Here is a 14534-nt window from a genome sequence, read left to right on the forward strand (position 1 = left end):
CGCGTTGCTTGACCCCTCCCCAACGGAAAAACCGGTAAGGACTTATGTGCGGATTAGCTGGAGAGTTACGTTTCGATCAACAACCTGCGGACCTTGCGGCCGTAGAGCGAATCACCCATCACCTGGCCCCTCGCGGCCCCGACGCATGGGGTTTCCATAGCCAGGGGCCGATTGCCCTTGGCCACCGTCGTCTGAAAATCATGGACCTGTCCGACGGCTCGGCCCAGCCCATGATCGACAATCAGCTGGGCTTGTCCCTGGCCTTCAACGGCGCGATCTACAACTACCCGGAACTGCGAGCCGAGCTCGAAGCCTTGGGCTACGCCTTTTATTCCGGTGGCGACACCGAAGTGCTGCTCAAGGGCTACCACGCCTGGGGCGAAGCGCTGCTGCCCAAACTCAATGGCATGTTCGCCTTTGCGATCTGGGAGCGCGATGCCAAGCGGCTGTTCATTGCCCGCGACCGCCTCGGCGTCAAGCCGCTGTACCTGTCGCGCACCGGCCAACGCCTGCGTTTCGCCTCCGCGCTGCCGGCGTTGCTCAAGGGCGGTGACATCAACCCGATGCTCGATCCGGTGGCGCTCAACCATTACTTGAATTTCCATGCGGTGGTCCCGGCACCCCGCACCTTGCTGGCCGGGGTGGAAAAACTGCCGCCCGCCACTTGGATGCGCATCGAAGCCGACGGCACCACCGAGCAGAAAACCTGGTGGACCCTGCCCTACGGCCCCCGGGACGATGAGAAGAACCTGAAGCTGGAAGACTGGATCGACCGTGTACTCGACAGTACCCGCGAAGCGGTTGCCATCCGCCAGCGCGCCGCCGTGGATGTCGGCGTGCTGCTTTCCGGCGGCGTGGATTCGAGCATGCTCGTTGGCCTGCTGCGGGAAGTCGGTGTGCAAGACCTGTCGACGTTCTCCATCGGCTTCCAGGATGCCGGCGGCGAGCGTGGCGACGAGTTTCAGTATTCGGACCTGATCGCCAAGCATTACGGCACCCATCACCACCAACTGCGCATCGATGAGAAAGAGATCATCGAACAACTGCCTGCAGCGTTCCGCGCCATGAGCGAACCGATGGTCAGCCATGACTGCATCGCTTTCTATTTGCTGTCGCGAGAAGTCGCCAAGCATTGCAAAGTGGTGCAGAGCGGCCAGGGCGCCGACGAACTGTTCGCCGGTTACCACTGGTACCCGCAGGTGGACGGCGCCAGCGATCCGTACGCGGCCTATCGCGCCGCGTTCTTCGACCGCAGCTACGAGGAATACGCCGCCACTGTGCAGCCCAAATGGCTGACCGACCACGATGCGGCCGGCGATTTCGTCAAGGAACATTTCGCCCAGCCGGGCGCCGACGCGGCGGTGGACAAGGCCCTGCGCCTGGACAGCACCGTGATGCTGGTGGACGACCCGGTCAAGCGAGTCGACAACATGACCATGGCTTGGGGCCTGGAGGCGCGGACGCCGTTCCTGGACTACCGGCTGGTGGAACTTTCGGCCCGGGTGCCGGCGCAATTCAAGCTGCCCGACGGCGGCAAGCAGGTGCTCAAGGAAGCCGCCCGGCGGGTGATCCCCAGCGAAGTGATCGACCGCAAGAAAGGCTATTTCCCGGTGCCCGGCCTCAAGCACCTGGATGGCGACACGCTGGCCTGGGTCCGCGAATTGCTGCTGGATCCGAGCCAGGACCGTGGCTTGTTCAACCCCACCATGCTCGACCGCCTGCTGACCGATCCCAACGGCCAGCTCACCCCGTTGCGCGGCTCGAGGCTGTGGCAATTGGCGGCGCTGAACCTGTGGCTCAGCGAGCAAGGAATCTGATTGATGAAACCCCACCCGACCGTTCACAACCAACGCCTGCTGCGCGGCCAAGCGCCTTCCTACGAGCGCTTGCAAGCACGCCTGGCCGAAGACGGCAGCGAATTGAACGCTGCCCCGATTGCCGTGCATTGTGGCTGGGGCCGCCTGCTGATCGGCCACACGTTTGCCGACCCAGCGAGCCTGGCCCAGGAACTCCTTAACGAGCAACCCGGCGAGCGTGACATAGCCTTGTACGTCGCCGCGCCGCAGCAGGTGCTGGGGCTGGAGCCGGCGCAACTGTTCCTCGATCCGTCCGACACCTTGCGCCTGTGGTTCAGCGATTATCGCCAGGCCACGCGAGTCTTCCGTGGCTTCCGTATTCGCCGGGCCCAGAGCGAGGCCGACTGGCAAGCCATCAACCAGCTTTATCAAGCCCGGGGCATGCTGCCCATCGATCCACAGCGACTGACCCCGCGACACCAGGGCGGGCCGGTCTATTGGCTGGCCGAGGACGACGACACCGGTGCGGTGATCGGCAGCGTCATGGGCCTGAACCACCAGAAGGCCTTCAACGACCCGGAAAACGGCAGCAGCCTGTGGTGCCTGGCCGTAGACCCGCATTGCTCGCGGCCCGGGGTCGGGGAAGTATTGGTGCGTCACCTGATCGAGCACTTCATGAGCCGTGGCTTGAGCTACCTGGACCTGTCGGTGCTGCACGACAATCGCCTGGCGAAAAACCTCTACGCCAAACTCGGCTTCCGCAACCTTTCGACCTTTGCCATCAAACGCAAGAATGGCATCAACCAGCCGTTGTTCCTCGGGCCGGGCCCCGAAGCGCAGTTCAATCCTTATGCGCGGATCATTGTCGAAGAGGCGCACCGTCGCGGCATCGACGTGCAGGTGGATGACGCCGAGGCCGGGTTGTTCACCCTGGTCCACGGCAGTCGCCGGGTCCGTTGCCGCGAATCCCTGAGCGACCTGACCAGCGCCATTAGCATGACCCTGTGCCAGAACAAAAGCCTGACCCACAAAGTGCTGAAGAATGCCGGTTTGAACCTGCCGGCCCAACAGTTGGCGGGTAATGCCGATGACAATCTGGCCTTTCTCGACGAACACGAGCGAATCGTGGTCAAGCCGTTGGACGGTGAGCAGGGCCAGGGCGTGGCGGTGGATCTGAGTACGATCGAGCAGGTGCAGAGCGCTATCGAAGCGGCTCGGCAATTCGACAGCCGTGTGTTGCTGGAAAGCTTCCACGAAGGGCTGGACTTACGGATCCTGGTCATCGGTTTTGAAGTGGTGGCCGCGGCGATCCGGCGGCCGGCCGAGGTGATCGGCGATGGCCAGCACACCATCGGTGCATTGATCGAAGCCCAGAGCCGTCGACGGCAAGCGGCCACGGGAGGTGAAAGCAAGATCCCGATGGACGCCGAGACCCTGCGCACCCTGAGCGCGGCGGGTTACGACTATGACAGCGTACTGTCCGCCGGGGAGCATCTGTTCGTGCGGCGCACGGCGAACCTGCACACCGGTGGGGTACTGGAGGACGTCACCGGCATCCTTCATCCAACCCTCGCCGAGGCGGCGGTGCGCGCCGCGCGGGCGTTGGACATCCCAGTGGTCGGCCTCGACCTGCTGGTACCGGCGGCCGATCGACCCGAGTACGTGTTCATCGAAGCCAACGAACGCGCCGGCCTGGCCAACCACGAACCACAACCCACCGCCGAACGTTTTGTGGATTTGTTGTTTCCCCATAGCCAAGCGGTGGCCTGAGCTTTTTCTACCGTGGCGAGGGAGCTTGCTCCCGCTGGGCTGCGAGGCAGCGCCTCCATGGGTGTCCAGGTTTTCTGGATAGACCCGGACACTATGATGGCAACCGCTTCGCGGTCGAGCGGGAGCAAGCTCCCTCGCCACAGGTTTCCCCCTACTTAATATTCCGAGGAATTTCCATGATCAGCAAAATTCCCGAACCGGATCTCGAATACCTGCAAAAAGTCTTGCTGGAGATGCTCGCCATTCCCAGCCCCACCGGCTTCACCGACACCATCGTGCGCTATGTCGCCGAACGGCTTGAGGAACTGGGCATTCCTTTTGAAATGACTCGCCGTGGCACGATCCGCGCCACCCTCAAGGGCCGCAAGAGCAGCCCCGACCGCGCCGTGTCGGCGCACCTGGACACCATCGGGGCCTCGGTGCGCGCCATCAAGGACAACGGTCGCCTGACCCTGGCCCCGGTGGGCTGCTGGTCCAGCCGGTTTGCCGAAGGCAGTCGGGTCAGCCTGTTTACCGACACTGGCGTGATTCGTGGCAGCGTGCTGCCCTTGATGGCGTCCGGGCACGCCTTCAACACCGCCGTGGATGAAATGCCCATCAGTTGGGACCACATCGAGCTGCGCCTGGATGCCTACTGCACCACCCGTGCCGACTGCGAAACCCTGGGCGTGGGCATCGGCGACTATGTCGCCTTCGATCCCCTGCCGGAGTTCACCGAAAGCGGCCACATCAGTGCCCGCCACCTGGACGACAAGGCCGGTGTCGCCGCGCTGCTGGCGGCGCTCAAGGCGATTGTCGACAGCGGCGAAGAGCTGCTGATCGACTGCCATCCCCTGTTCACCATCACCGAGGAAACCGGCAGCGGCGCGGCGGCGGCACTGCCCTGGGACGTCAGTGAGTTCGTGGGCATCGACATCGCCCCGGTCGCGCCCGGGCAGCACTCCAGCGAGCATGCGGTCAGTGTGGCCATGCAGGATTCCGGGGGGCCTTACGACTATCACCTGTCACGGCACTTGCTGAAACTGGCCAAGGAGAACGAGCTACCGGCGCGCCGCGACCTGTTTCGCTATTACTTCAGCGATGCCCATTCGGCCATCACTGCCGGCCATGACATCCGCACCGCCCTGCTCGCCTTCGGCTGCGACGCCACCCATGGCTACGAACGCACCCACATCGACAGCCTGGCCGCCCTCAGCCGCCTGCTCGGCGCCTACATCCTCAGCCCGCCGGTGTTCGCCAGCGACGCGCAACCGGCCCAGGGCTCGCTGGACCGCTTCAGCCACCAGATCGAGCATGATGCGCAGATGGAAAGTGATACCCGGGTGCCGTCAGTGGACAGCTTGATTGGGCAGCGGTCAGAGAACTGATCCAGCTAACGACATGGTTCGCGGGTGTATCGAAATCCTACTGTGGGAGCGGGCTTGCTCGCGAAGACGGCGGCACAGGCAGCATTGGCGCAAACTGACCCACCACTTTCGCGAGCAAGCCCGCTCCCACAAGGATATGCAGTGACCGAAAAACCACAGGCTAGCCGCAAAAGCCCATTGGCCGTAGCATCGCCCTATTGTCTAGCCGAGGTACCCCATGCTCATCCCCTACGACCAACTCGAAGTCGACACGCTCACTCGCCTGATCGAGGATTTCGTGACCCGCGACGGCACCGACAACGGTGACGACACGCCCCTGGAGACTCGGGTGCTACGGGTCAGGCAGGCCTTGACCAAAGGCCAGGCGATGATCGTCTTCGACCCCGACAGCGAACAGTGCCAACTGATGCTCAAGCACGACGTGCCCAAGCACCTATTCGACTGAACAGGCCCTGCGAGCGGCGTGGGCCTTTTTCTTCTGGATCTTTTCGTAGATTTCCGAGCGATGGACATCGACGTGCCGGGGCGCTTCCACGCCAAAACGCACGGTGCCGCCGTTGATCGACAGCACTCGGACCGAAATATCGTCGCCAATGGAAATCAACTCACCCACGGCGCGGCTTAATACGAGCATGGTTCTTGTCCTTAAGAATGTCTGGACCTAGACCATGCCCGGCCCGCTTCATGTTCTCAAGGCACCCGCGAGAATTCAGTAAAGCCCTACAAGCAAAGCTCTCGCGACTGAAGGAAACGTCCTGCAAAACTCTGTCAGACCGCGCCTCGCTTCACGAAGCAGAGAACCGCGGGCCGAACAGAATCACGCTTGCCCCCAGCACACAGAGCGCCACGCCCACCCAGTCGGAACCCAGCGGTCGCACCCGCTCCACCACCGCCAGCCAGCCGATCGAGGCGATGATATAGATGCCGCCATAGGCAGCGTATGCGCGGCCGGCGTAGGTCGCTTCGATGCGGGTCAGCAACAGGGCGAACAAAGTGAGACTGAGCAGCGCCGGCGCGATCCACCAGGCGCTCTTGCCCTGGCGCAGCCACATCCAGAAGGCATAGCAGCCGGCGATCTCAAATAACGCCGCAAGTAGGAACCACAGGTAATTGAGCATGCAGGTGTCCATCAGAAGGCGAATGGCGCCATCCTGAGGACACCGGGCCCGGCGGTCAACCTGGGGTGTGACGGGCCTTGGCGCGCATCTTGTCTGCCATGACGGTCATTTCGTCGTACAGCAACTGGGGATTTTTCTGCTTCATCGCCCATGCCATCCGGCCCTGTTCATGGGGCAGGATCATGAATTGGCCTTGGGCGACCTGCTCGAAGATGTAATCCGCGATATCGGCAGCGCTGATCGGTGAGCTTTCCAGCAATTTACCCACCTGGGCTTTCATCGCCGGGGTCGGGCCACGGAACGAGTCCAACAAGTTGGTCTGGAAGAAGGACGGGCAGACAACGTGTACGCCAATTTCCTGCTGGGCCAGCTCGACCAGCAAACTCTCCGACAATGCCACCACACCGGCCTTGGCCACGTTGTAGTTGCTCATGGCCGGCCCCTGCATCAAGGCCGCCATGGAGGCGATGTTGATGATCTTGCCGCGGCTTTTCTCCAGCAGCGGCAGGAACGCCTTGCATCCCTTGACCACGCCCATCAGGTTGATTGCGATCTGCCAGTCCCAATCCTCCAGGGAGAGCTCGCTGAAAAATCCACCCGAGGCCACACCGGCGTTATTGACGATGATGTCGATGCCACCGAGCTTTTCTTCACAAGCCTGGGCAAACGCCGTCAATTGGCTGTAGTCGCGCACATCGCAGCGCTGGATGAAACCGTCACCGCCGGCGCTGCGGACTTGCTTCAGGGTTTCCTGAAGGCCTGGTTCACTGACATCCGACAAGGCCAGGCGCCAACCTTCACGGGCCCAGCGCAGCGCGATTTCGCGACCCAGGCCAGAGCCGGCACCAGTGATCATCATGCGATTTTGCATAGCAAACAGCCTTGTCGTTCCGGGAGAGATAGGCCGAGTGTAGCGAAGGACCCTGCCCGACCCACGCTCCATCAGATTGGTGAATGGCCGCGGCAAACCGTAATAGGTCTTGAAGACTCTATTGGGGCCCCGTGGCAAGGAAGCTGGCTCCCTTGGCACGGGGTTGGCTTCCATCAAGTTCAAGCATCAAAAAACATTGAATTTTTTACAGGACGTTACGGTCGGACTTATTAAGCCGCCCGGATTCATTGCATGCGCGCTGGCAGTTGAAAGTTGCAATCACTCCAGAACCGACCAAATAAGGAAATCTACAATGGGCACGATTCTTATCATTATCCTGATCCTCCTGCTGATCGGTGGCCTGCCGGTCTTCCCGCACTCCAGAAGTTGGGGTTACGGCCCGTCCGGCATCATTGGTGTCGTATTGGTGGTGCTGTTGGTCCTGCTATTGCTTGGCAAGATATGACGCACTAAGCAGCATAAAAAAAGAGGCCTTGAAGGCCTCTTTTTTTATGCGCGTCGGTGTTCAGTCCGGTTTACCGTCAACGACACCCGCGGTGTTATCCAGCAAGCTCTTCGTCGCGGTTTGCAGGAACGATTCAAGTTGCTGCTTCATCTTCGCAGTGTCCGGTGCATCCGGGATGATTTCAGCGTGGGGATTGGCGCCCAATTCATAGCGGTACATCTTCGGCGGCATTTCCTTTTCCTTGGGCAGGACCAGGATCCGATCGTCGCGGATGATCGCCGTGGTCTGTTCGCTGCCCGAAGGCTTGATCACGCCAAAACCGGTATCGCCTTGCGGCAGGTTCAACAAGTCACGGCCCCAGCACTGGTTGCGCACTTGCCCGCCGAGGCGGCCCATGATGGTCGGCACGATATCGACCTGAGTGCCCACGGTGTGGTTACGCTGGCCGAATTTTTCCTGGATGCCCGGGCCGATCATCAGCATCGGCACGTTGAAACGCCCCAGGTCCATTTCGGTGATCTGCCGTTCGTTGCCGAAGCCATGGTCGCCGACCACGATGAACAGGGTTTCCTTGAAGTAAGGCTCCTTGCGGGCCTTCTCGAAGAACTGGCCCAGCGCCCAATCGGCATAACGCATGGCGGTCAGGTGTTCGTTCAGGCTGCCACGGTCGGTGACCCGTTCCACCGGCAACGGCGTCGGCAGGGCGTATGGCGTGTGGTTGGAGAGCGTTTGCAGCAAGGCATAGAACGGCTTGCCATTTTCCCGCGCCTTGAGTTCCACCAGGCCCCGGTCGAACATGTCCTGGTCGGACACGCCCCAGGTTGGATCGGAAAACACCGGATTCACGAAGTCGTTACGCCCGATGAAGGTGGTCATGCCCTGGCTGCTGAAGAAGCCCGATTGGTTGTCCCAGGCAAAGTCGCCGTTGTAGACATACACGTCGTCGTAGTCACGGGCGCTGAGCAACTGCGGCAGGCCCGACAGCTTGTGGCTGCCTTCCGGCGTCTGCATCAGGTATTCGAAACCCGGCAGGTTCGGGAAGCAGGCCATGGTGGCGAACATGCCTTGGTGGGTATGGGTGCCGTTGGAGAAGAAGCGGTCGAACAGCAGGCCTTCCTTGGACAGTTTGTCCAGGTAAGGCGTGATGTTGCCCGGCGCGCCCAGGGCGCCCACCGAGTGACCGGCCATGCTTTCCATCAGGATCACGACCACGTTCTTGATCGGCAGGGTCTTGTCCGCCAGCGGCGTATAGTCACGGCGTACGGCGGCGGTGCCGGCATCCACCAGCTTGTCGTCGGGCATCACCAGCATGTCGCGCACGGTCTGCTGTGCCTGCGACTGGTCAAGGGTGGCTTTCCAGATATTGTCGCGGTCTTCGGACATCCGGCTCTTGGCTGCGGCTACCAATGACAGCGTACCGTTGAGGCCCAACTGGTTGGCGAAGTTCGAATCGGTGGTGTAGACATCCCCCCAACGCAGGGGCGGCCCTTGGCGCAGGGTGCCACGGGCGGCAATCACAGCGACCAGCAAACAGACGACAAACACCGCGACACGCCCGTACCACGGGGCGATCTGCCGGGTGCCGATGCTGCCACCGCTGAAAGGCCCACGTGGACGGGTCGCACGGTCGGCGCCCTTGAATGCCAGGCTCAGGATAATGGTGCCGCCGGCCCAGGCCAGCAGGTAGCGCACCACCGGAAAACCGTACCAGAGCATGCTCATCACGGTTTTCGGGTCTTCCTTCACATACTGGAAGACCAGGCCGTTGAGGCGCTGGTGGAATTCACGGTAGAAGTCCATCTCCATCAGGCCCAGGAACAGCGCGATGCTGGAGGTGACGGTCAGCCAGAAACGGAAGAACCCGCGTGCGGCCATGGCCCGTGCGCTGAACAATGCCAGCAGCAGCGGAACGCTGAGGTACACCACCAGGCGCAGGTCGAAACGCAGGCCATTGACGAACGCCTCCACGAAAGTAGCGGCCGGGGTATCGAGGATCATCTCGCGGTTATAGACCAGCAGCGCAACGCGCAGCAGGCTGAACATGACCATCATCACCAAGGCACAGAGCAACGTGTAGGCCAGGTGCGATTTGACGGTCGGTTGCAGCAGGCGTTGCGTGGTGCGCTGCTGACTCAGGGCGTCCGGGATTGCCATGTCGTTTAAGGACCTATTGGAGTTGAAGTGACAAAAAGAACAACGGCGCGCCCTCTGTTGGCCAATGCATGGCCCCGGGGCTTGCGCGAGTGGGCAAATGTTGCACGAACAGCTACTTCATTGCCATTAAATAACCGACGGCGATAAGGCGCGGGGATTGTCCGCAAGATTTTGTGAAAATTTCGTTCAATGAATATTCAGAAACACAAAAAGCCCCGATCACCGTTGATCCGAGCTTTCGTGGCGAGGGAGCTTGCTCTTGCTCGACTGCGAAGCAGTCGTAAAACCCCTGGCAAAACAAACCTTATAACTGGCGGAGTGCATTGGGCTGCTGCGCAGCCCAGCGGGAACAAGCTCCCTCGCCACCGGGGTTATCGGTGTCAGTGGAACTGGCGCCCAAGGCCCGCCGGCACGCCTTCGATGGTGGTGTCTTCCCAAGGGCCATTGGGGCTGACGGAGCGGCTCCAGCCGTTGTTCCAGCGGTAATAGGTGCGCTGGCGATAGAAGGTATTGGTCTGGTTATCCAGCACGTACACCCCAAGCTTGGCGTCCCAATGACTGTTGCCGCCCGGTGGCGGAGCGAAACTGGCGGAGGTGCGCGGCACCGGCTTGGCCGGCTTGTTCGGAGTGACGGGCTTGCCTGGCGGGGTGGACGGGCCAGGCTTGGTGGTCGGCGTCGAAGGCGGGATAGGTGGCAGCGGTGTCGAAGGCTCCGGCGGACGCTGGACCGCACAAGCGCTCAGGCCCAAGACGAGCGTGAGCAGGGTGATACGAGCGATGGCGGTCATGGTGCGAATTCCTGTTATTGGTCCGGGCTATCGATGGTCAGTTGTTGCTGCGCGGTGGTGCTGCTCGCCAAGGGCTGGCTGCGGCCGATCCACTCACCGGCGGTCGGTTGACCGGCCCGGGAAATGCGCGCCACCAGTTGGACTTCAGGGAAGTTCGACAGTTTCAGCTGCGGCATCATCGCGTCTGCGTCGCCCAGTTCTACGGTCGCGGGCAGATCGCCAACGGTCAGGCGCTTGGCGGCCAACGGCGCAGGCGGACCGGAAACCGCACGGGCGAAGATAAACACGCTGTCACCCGGCTGCACCTTGGCCTTGAGGGCCGGCGCCAGGTCGACGCGGACCTTGAGCAGTGCCGCAGCCTTGGCCGCTGGGGCCTGGGCGACCTTGCCACCGCTGGCCTGGAGCTTCTCGGTGGCACGGGCGATACCCCCCTGCAACGCTTCGCGGGACTTGTCGCCTTCGGGCAGTTCAGCGAGCAGACGCCCCCAATAATCGACCGCCTCCTGGTAGCGCTCGCCTTCGAACGCGGCGATGCCCAACAGGCCAAGGCTGGTGACTTCCTTGGGATCGAGCTTCAGCGCTTCGTCGGTCAGGGCCTGGACCTTGTCCGACCATTTCTTGCCATCGGCGAAATATTGCGCCTGGGCCCATTGGCCCAGCAGCTCCGGTTGTTTACCCGCCACCGCCACGGTGCGCTCGAAGATCTTTGCCGCATCCGCGGGACGATCCTGGGCCATGTAGGTGCGCCCGAGGAAATACAAGCCCTCGGCGTTCTCCGGCTGCGCCGCCACCGCACGTTCCAGGCGCAGGGTCATTTCTTCCATCGATTGTGGCGCCTGGGCGAATTCGCGGGTCAGCTCGACCTTGTCGCTGGCGCCAAAATGCAGATACAGCCCCAGGCCCAACAAGGGCACTAATACTGCGGCGAGCAGTGGCAAGGGTTTGCCCATGCGCGACTCCCGTGGCGCATCGGCGCCCTCGGTGTCGGCGAGCAGTTCACGGGCAGCCTCGGCGCGACCGGTGTCCAGTTGCGCCGCATTGAGCACACCCTCCTCTCGCTCGGCCTGTAGCTCGGCGACCCGCTCTTGATACAGCGCCACGTTGAGCGCGGTACGGTCCTCTTCGAGTTGGGCGCGACGACCGCGCAGTACAGGGATCAACAGGAAACTCAGGGCAATAAGCAGCAGCAGACCTGCGGCGAGCCAGAAATCAATCATGCTTGGTCTTATCCAACAGTTGGTCGAGGCGCTGGCGCTCTTCGACGGAAAGCGTGTCCGGAGCGGCACTGCGCTGGACCCGGCGGCGGCGCACGATCACGGCAATGACGACGAAACCGCCGAGCAACAGCCCGGCAGGGCCGAACCAGAGCAGCGCGGTCTTGGAGGACAGGGCCGGGTTGTAACGCACGAACTCACCGTAGCGATCCACCATGAAATCGATGATCTGCTGGTTGTCCTTGCCCTCGCCGAGCATGCGGAAGATTTCCTTGCGCAAGTCAGCGGCAATCGGCGCGTTGGAGTCGGCGATGTCCTGGTTCTGGCATTTGGGGCAGCGCAGTTCCTTGGTCAGCTCACGAAACCGATCACGCTCGCCCTCGTTGGCGAATTCATAGGTGTCGATGGCGGCGTGGGCCACGCCGACGAGGCTCAACCCGAGGATGGCGGCGGCTAACCAACGCTTCATGGCTTGGCCTCGTCCACCAGTGCCTGATATTTGGCGGCCAGTTTCTCGCGCCAGGCCTGCTCATCGATCACGCCGACATACTTGTCGCGGATCACGCCCTTGGCGTCGATGAAAAAGGTTTCCGGTGCCCCGTAGACGCCCAGGTTCAGGCCCAAAGAGCCCTCTTCATCACGGATGTCCAATTGATAGGGGTTGTGGAATTCGGTGAGCCACTTCAAGGCATCGGCATTGACGTCCTTGTAGTTCACGCCGTAGATCACCACGCCGTTCTGGGCCAGCTTATTCAGCACCGGATGCTCGACCCGGCAGGAAATGCACCAGGTGCCCCATACGTTGACCAGCGCCGGCTTGCCCAGCAGGTCGGCGCGGGTCAGGGTCTTGTCGCCCTGCACCGACGGCAGGGAAAACTCGGGGAACGGCTTGCCGATCATCGCCGAGGGCAACTCGCTCGGGTTCAGGTAAAGCCCCCGATACAAAAACACCGCCATCAACAGAAACAGTGCCAGCGGCACCAGCATCAACCAACGTTTCATGCAGCGGCTCCCGTCATGCCCAGGGTCTCACGCACCCGGGCCTTCACTTTGACTCGATAACGACGATCCAGCGCCGCCAACACCCCGCCCAGGCCGGTGAGCAAGCCACCGAACCAGATCCAGCGCACGAACGGCTTGACGTGAACCCGCACCGCCCACGCGCCATCACCGAGGGATTCCCCCAGGGCCACGTAGAGGTCGCGGGTGAAACCGGCATCGATCCCGGCTTCGGTCATTACCGAGTTTTGCACGGTGTAGAGGCGTTTCTCCGGGTGCAGCACAGTGATCTCCTGGCCGTCGCGAATGACCCGAACGGTGCCTTTGTCGGACGTGAAGTTCGGGCCCTCGAAATGCTTGGCGCCCTCGAACACGAACTGATAGCCCCCCAGGTCCATGGACTCGCCCGGTGCCAGGCGCAGGTCGCGTTCGGCGCTGTTCTGGCTGGACAAGACCACGCCCAGGGCGCAGACGGCGATGCCCAGGTGGGCGACCTGCATGCCCCAGTAGCTACGGGTCAGGGTCGGCAGGCCCTTGATCAGACCTTTGTGACGGGTCTTGTCGAAGATGTCCCGTACGCCGGCCAGCAACACCCAGGCCGCCAGCACGAATGTCGCCAGCACCGCCCAGTTGAAATCGCCATAGGCGATGCCGGCCACCACGGCCAGTGCGGCAGTACCTAACAACACCGGGGTCAACATGCCCAACAGCCATTTGACTGGCGTGTCTTTCCAGCGCACCAGCACGCCGATCGCCATCACCACCATCAGGATCGCCATCAGCGGAATGAACAGCGCATTGAAGTACGGCGGGCCGACCGACAGCTTGGCGCCGGACAACGCATCGAGCACCAGCGGGTACAGCGTGCCCAGCAGGATCATCGACGCGGCCACCACCAGCACCAGGTTGTTGCCCAGCAGCAGGGTTTCCCGCGACCAGAGGTTGAAGCCGACTTGGCTTTTCACCACCGGCGCACGCAGGGCGAACAAGGTCAGCGAACCGCCAACGACGAATAGCAGGAACATCAGGATGAACACGCCGCGCTCGGGATCCGAGGCGAAGGCATGCACCGATGTGAGCACGCCGGAGCGGACAAGGAAGGTCCCCAGCAAGCTCAGGGAGAACGCCGCGATGGCCAGCAGCACAGTCCAGCTCTTGAACACGCCACGTTTTTCCGTGACCGCCAATGAGTGGATCAGCGCTGTACCGACGAGCCAAGGCATGAAGGAGGCATTCTCCACCGGGTCCCAGAACCACCAGCCGCCCCAGCCGAGTTCGTAATAGGCCCACCACGAACCGAGGGTGATGCCGATGCCGAGGAAGGCCCAGGCGACGATGGTCCAAGGGCGGGACCAGCGAGCCCAGGCGGCGTCGAGACGGCCACCGAGCAACGCGGCGATGGCGAAGGAGAAGGCCACCGAGAAGCCCACGTAGCCCATATAAAGCATCGGCGGGTGGACGATCAGGCCGATGTCCTGCAGCAACGGATTGAGGTCGCGGCCGTCCATCGGCACCTGGGGCAGGATGCGCTCGAATGGGTTGGAGGTGACGATCAGGAACAGCAGGAAACCGGTGCTGATCATGCCCATCACCGCCAGCACCCGGGCCAGCATCACTTGGGGCAATTGTCGGGAAAACACCGAGACCGCAAAGGTCCAGCCGGCGAGGATCAACGCCCAGAGCAGCAGCGAGCCTTCATGGGCACCCCACACTGCGCTGAACTTGTAGTACCAGGGCAAGGCGCTGTTGGAGTTGCTGGCGACGTAGGCCACGGAAAAATCGTCGGTCATGAACGCGTAGGTCAGGCAACCGAAAGCAAACACCATGAACGCGAACTGGCCCCACGCTGCTGGCTGGGCCAGGCTCATCCACAAACGGTCGCCGCGCCAGGCACCGAGCAACGGCACCACGGCTTGTACCAGGGAAAAGCACAAGGCCAGGATCATCGCCAGATGGCCAAGTTCTGGAATAAAAATACCGGTGGTCATCGA

Annotated in this window: 14 protein-coding genes; 5 read left to right on the forward strand and 9 right to left on the reverse strand. The window is 62.1% G+C overall.

All coding sequences use genetic code 11. The annotated features are described in order from the left end of the window. Positions 1–44 precede the first annotated feature (44 nt). The 4 genes from AD663_RS19030 to AD663_RS19045 all read left to right on the forward strand — a co-directional run bounded on the left by AD663_RS19030 (position 45) and on the right by AD663_RS19045 (position 5378). Positions 45–1817 carry an N-acetylglutaminylglutamine amidotransferase gene (locus AD663_RS19030; protein WP_053214349.1) on the forward strand — a complete coding sequence of 591 codons (1773 nt, stop codon included), beginning with the start codon at positions 45–47 and terminating at the stop codon, positions 1815–1817. 3 nt (positions 1818–1820) lie between these two features. Continuing rightward, on the forward strand, positions 1821–3566 hold the full coding sequence (ngg, locus tag AD663_RS19035; RefSeq protein WP_003183929.1) for an N-acetylglutaminylglutamine synthetase: 1746 nt from the start codon (positions 1821–1823) through the stop codon (positions 3564–3566). Positions 3567–3742: 176 nt separating this feature from the next. Beyond that, on the forward strand, positions 3743–4933 hold the full coding sequence (locus AD663_RS19040; RefSeq protein WP_003183931.1) for an osmoprotectant NAGGN system M42 family peptidase: 1191 nt from the start codon (positions 3743–3745) through the stop codon (positions 4931–4933). 217 nt (positions 4934–5150) lie between these two features. Then, a complete protein-coding gene (locus tag AD663_RS19045) occupies positions 5151–5378 on the forward strand; it encodes a YheU family protein (RefSeq protein WP_003183933.1) in 228 nt (75 codons plus the stop codon). Here the strand turns inward: AD663_RS19045 and csrA are convergent. The 3 genes from csrA to AD663_RS19060 all read right to left on the reverse strand — a co-directional run bounded on the left by csrA (position 5367) and on the right by AD663_RS19060 (position 6922). Beyond that, positions 5367–5567, reverse strand: coding sequence for a carbon storage regulator CsrA (gene csrA / locus AD663_RS19050; protein WP_003183934.1), 201 nt, complete (start codon positions 5565–5567; stop codon positions 5367–5369). The two genes, AD663_RS19045 and csrA, sit on opposite strands and share 12 nt — an antisense overlap. 151 nt (positions 5568–5718) lie before the next feature. Continuing rightward, positions 5719–6051 carry a YnfA family protein gene (locus AD663_RS19055; protein WP_053214365.1) on the reverse strand — a complete coding sequence of 111 codons (333 nt, stop codon included), beginning with the start codon at positions 6049–6051 and terminating at the stop codon, positions 5719–5721. 55 nt (positions 6052–6106) lie between these two features. Continuing rightward, the gene (locus AD663_RS19060; protein WP_053214350.1) at positions 6107–6922 is read right to left on the reverse strand and encodes an SDR family oxidoreductase; all 816 of its coding nucleotides are present in this window, start codon (positions 6920–6922) and stop codon (positions 6107–6109) included. A gap of 313 nt (positions 6923–7235) precedes the next feature. Here AD663_RS19060 and AD663_RS28545 point away from each other — a divergent pair, with 313 nt between their 5' ends. Beyond that, a complete protein-coding gene (locus AD663_RS28545) occupies positions 7236–7388 on the forward strand; it encodes a DUF3309 family protein (protein WP_003183939.1) in 153 nt (50 codons plus the stop codon). A gap of 60 nt (positions 7389–7448) precedes the next feature. On the opposite strand, the gene AD663_RS19065 is transcribed toward AD663_RS28545, so the two are convergent. The 6 genes from AD663_RS19065 to AD663_RS19090 all read right to left on the reverse strand — a co-directional run bounded on the left by AD663_RS19065 (position 7449) and on the right by AD663_RS19090 (position 14531). After that, positions 7449–9542: an LTA synthase family protein gene (locus tag AD663_RS19065; protein WP_053214351.1), complete on the reverse strand. Its 2094-nt coding sequence runs from the start codon at positions 9540–9542 to the stop codon at positions 7449–7451. A gap of 380 nt (positions 9543–9922) precedes the next feature. Further along, complete coding sequence (locus AD663_RS19070; protein ID WP_003183942.1) at positions 9923–10330, reverse strand: hypothetical protein; 408 nt, start codon at positions 10328–10330, stop codon at positions 9923–9925. A 14-nt stretch (positions 10331–10344) separates the two neighbouring features. Continuing rightward, the gene (gene ccmI, locus AD663_RS19075; protein ID WP_053214352.1) at positions 10345–11547 is read right to left on the reverse strand and encodes a c-type cytochrome biogenesis protein CcmI; all 1203 of its coding nucleotides are present in this window, start codon (positions 11545–11547) and stop codon (positions 10345–10347) included. Beyond that, positions 11540–12013 (reverse strand): cytochrome c-type biogenesis protein, encoded by a 474-nt coding sequence (locus AD663_RS19080; RefSeq protein ID WP_003183946.1) that lies wholly within the window; start codon positions 12011–12013, stop codon positions 11540–11542. Before AD663_RS19080 ends, ccmI begins: the two co-directional genes overlap by 8 nt. Further along, entirely contained in the window at positions 12010–12546 is a 537-nt protein-coding gene (locus AD663_RS19085; RefSeq protein ID WP_053214353.1) for a DsbE family thiol:disulfide interchange protein, read from the reverse strand. The genes AD663_RS19080 and AD663_RS19085 overlap by 4 nt, the downstream gene beginning before the upstream one ends. Continuing rightward, positions 12543–14531 carry a heme lyase CcmF/NrfE family subunit gene (locus AD663_RS19090; protein ID WP_053214354.1) on the reverse strand — a complete coding sequence of 663 codons (1989 nt, stop codon included), beginning with the start codon at positions 14529–14531 and terminating at the stop codon, positions 12543–12545. The genes AD663_RS19085 and AD663_RS19090 overlap by 4 nt, the downstream gene beginning before the upstream one ends. Between the last annotated feature and the right edge of the window lie 3 nt (positions 14532–14534).

Origin of the sequence: Pseudomonas sp. Q12-87 (assembly GCF_001269755.1) — a bacterium.
Classification (GTDB): domain Bacteria; phylum Pseudomonadota; class Gammaproteobacteria; order Pseudomonadales; family Pseudomonadaceae; genus Aquipseudomonas; species Aquipseudomonas fluorescens_S.